Annotated in this window: 2 protein-coding genes and 1 pseudogene; all 3 read left to right on the forward strand. The window is 75.8% G+C overall.

Annotation, left to right across the window (positions count from 1 at the left end; translation table 11 throughout):
• A partial coding sequence (locus KBX53_RS27805) for an RluA family pseudouridine synthase (protein WP_210862490.1) occupies positions 1 to 849 on the forward strand: 849 nt, incomplete at its 5' end.
• 42 nt (positions 850 to 891) lie between these two features.
• Positions 892 to 1,923 (forward strand): hypothetical protein, encoded by a 1,032-nt coding sequence (locus KBX53_RS27810; RefSeq protein WP_210862493.1) that lies wholly within the window; start codon positions 892 to 894, stop codon positions 1,921 to 1,923.
• Positions 1,924 to 2,018: 95 nt separating this feature from the next.
• Positions 2,019 to 3,008: pseudogene (locus KBX53_RS27815) on the forward strand (ATPase); the annotation flags it as partial.

Below are 3,008 nucleotides of genomic sequence, written 5' to 3' on the forward strand. Positions count from 1 at the left end.
TTCGGGCTCTCCCGCACCGCCGCCGCGGCCCTGGTCGACGCCGGAGACGCGCTGGTCGACGGCGCCGCCCGGCCCAACTCGCACAAGGTCAAGGCCGGCTCCTGGCTGGACGTCACGCTGCCCGCCCCGGTCGCACCGCCGACAGTGGTGCCGCAGGCGGTGCCCGGCCTGCGGGTGGTCTACGCCGACGACGACATCGTCGTGGTCGACAAGCCGGTGGGGGTGGCGGCGCACCCGAGCCCCGGGTGGACCGGCCCGACGGTGATCGGCGCGCTCGCCGCGATCGGGCACCGCATCTCCACCAGCGGCGCCGCCGAGCGTCAGGGTGTGGTGCACCGGCTCGACGTGGGCACCACCGGGATCATGGTGGTGGCCAAGAGCGAGCAGGCGTACACGGCCTTGAAGCGGGCCTTCAAGTACCGCGAGGTCGACAAGGGCTACCACGCGGTCGTGCAGGGGCACCTGGACCCGCTGCGGGGGACCGTCGACGCGCCGATCGACAGGCACCCCACCCACGACTACCGGTGGGCGGTGGTCTCCGGCGGCAAGCCGAGCATCACCCACTACGACACCCTGGAGGCGTTCCCGGCGGCGAGCCTGGTCGACGTCCGGCTGGAGACCGGCCGGACGCACCAGATCCGGGTCCACTTCTCCACCCTGCGGCACCCCTGTGTGGGTGACCTCACCTACGGTGCCGATCCCACCCTCTCGGCCCGTCTCGGCCTGTCCCGACAGTGGCTGCACGCCCGCGAACTGAGCTTCCTGCACCCCCGAACGGGGGACGAGGTCCGGTTCGTCAGCGACTACCCTGACGACCTGGACCGTGCGCTCCAGATCCTGCGTGACTGAGCGGCGACCGCCCGACACCGATCCACAGAGGGGATCCCGCCCGTGCGCGCCGGCAACCTGCTGCGGCAGTTGGACCAGCGGCTGCTGCCGCCGCTGACCCGGGCCGTGGCCCGGCTGGGCGACCGGTCGGCGCGGTTCGGCGTGCTCAGCTGGGCCGCCGTGCTCTCCGCGGCGGCGGTGCTGGGCACCGCCGTCTGGGCCGTCGATGACACCCCGGTCGGCGACCGGACGGTCGGTGAGGTGACCCGGGTCGGCGTCGTCGACGGCGACTCGGTCCCCGCCTACCTGCGGTCGGCCGCGGCCGACCTGGCGGCGCTGCCGGCGTCCGCCCCGGCCGCCGAGGGCACGACGTACGCGCTGGTCACGCTCGACGCGTACCTGCCTCCGCAGCGGCTGGCGACGGTGCTCGGCGACGTCGGGGTGTCGACCGTCTTCGGGCGGGTTCCGCTGCCCGGCCGGCAGACCGAGATCGTCAAGATCCCCGCGATGCGGGTGCCCGACGACGTGGTCGCCGGAATGCGACAGGTGGCGGCCCGTAAGGAGACCGAGGCCGCCGACTACCGGGCCAGGGCCGCCGCGGTCGACGGCGACGGGGAGGGCGAGCGGGAGCTGCGGGAGCAGTACACCAGCGGCGCGGAGGTGGCCGCCGCCGAGGCGGCCGGTTACCGGGCCGGCTGCGCCTGCGTCTACGCGGCGGTGGTCCGCGCGACGCCGGTGGCGCTGCGCGGCGTCGCGACCCGGCCGGACGTACGGGCCGTCGACCCCGCCCCCGAGGTGTACCGGTTGGACCGCACGGTCTTCACGCCGCCGCTGCCCGAGCAGCGCGACGTGGTACGCCCACCGGCCGACACCGGGCCGAGCCCCACACCGACCCGGTCCGAGCCGCCCGCGCCACTGATCAGCGCGCCGGCGCCCTCGCCGACCGTGGGCGAATCGTCGGAACCCGCACCAGCCGTGACGACCCCGTCACCCGAACCGTCGGAGCCGGAGCCCACCGAGTCGACGCCGCCGAGCGTCACCACCTCGCCGGACGCCACCGTCGCCGAGCCGCCGTCGCCGTCGCCGTCGTCGTGATCTGCGCTGGCTGGTGTGCGCTCTGAGGTGTGGTCCGAATAGGGTTGGGTTCGTAGCCTGTCAGACAGAGATCGATGGCGCTGGGAGGGCGGGCCGTGGAGGGCAGTGAGACCGGCTGGGGCCGGCCGGCCGAACCAGCGCCGCGGTGGCGCGCGTTGTTGGACCGAGCCCGGCTGGGCGGTCGCGGCGCCGAGCAGACCGAGCCCGAGCGGCGCGGCGAGGAGCCGCCGCCAGACCCGCTGCCCCGGCGGGCGGCCCCGAACGGCTACGCCGGGCGGGCACCGGCCATCGGGCATCCCGCCGACCTGTCGTACGGCGCGGTGCCCGGTTACCGGGCCGAGGCGAGCTACCGGGTCGACCCGGCCTACCGGGCCGAGCCCGCGTACCGCGCGGAGCCGGACTACCGGGCCGAGCCGGACTATCGGGCGGAGCCCGCGTACCGGGCCGAGCCGAGTTACCGGGCCGAGCCGAGTTACCGGGCCGAGCCGGACTACCGCGCGGAGCCGGCGTACCGGACCGAGCAGCCCGACTACCGCGCCGAGCCCGACTACCGCGCCGAGCCCGGCTACCGGGCCGAGCCGGGCTACCGCGCCGATCCCGGCTACCGCGCCGAGCCGGACTACCGCGTCACGCCGGAGTACCGGGCTGAGCCGGGCTACCGGGCCGAGCCGACGTACCGGGCCGAGCCCGAGCCGCCGGCCCGTGGACCCGAGCCGGTCCCGTCGCGCTACGCCCTGCTGGACAACGGCTACCGATCGGGTCAACCGTCGGTCGAGTCGCGGTACGCCCTGCTGGAGACCGGCTACCAGCCGGAAACCGGCTACCCGGCGGCCGCGCCACCGCCGGTCGCCCCGCCGCCGGTCGTCGCTGCGCCGCCGGTCGTCGCCCCGCCACCGCCGGTCGTCCCGCCGGTCACTCCGCCACCCGCCCCGGCGATCGGTTCGGCGGTCGCCGAACGTGCCTACCCGGCCCGGATCGAGTGGCGGCCGCAGGCCGTCGACCAGGAGCAGGAACGCGCCAACGGGGTGCTCAAGCGGGACCTGGGCACGCCCCGGGTGTTCGCCTTCGCCAACCCCAAGGGCGGC

Source organism: Micromonospora sp. M51 (assembly GCF_018070305.1).
In the GTDB taxonomy this organism is placed as follows: domain Bacteria; phylum Actinomycetota; class Actinomycetes; order Mycobacteriales; family Micromonosporaceae; genus Micromonospora; species Micromonospora parva.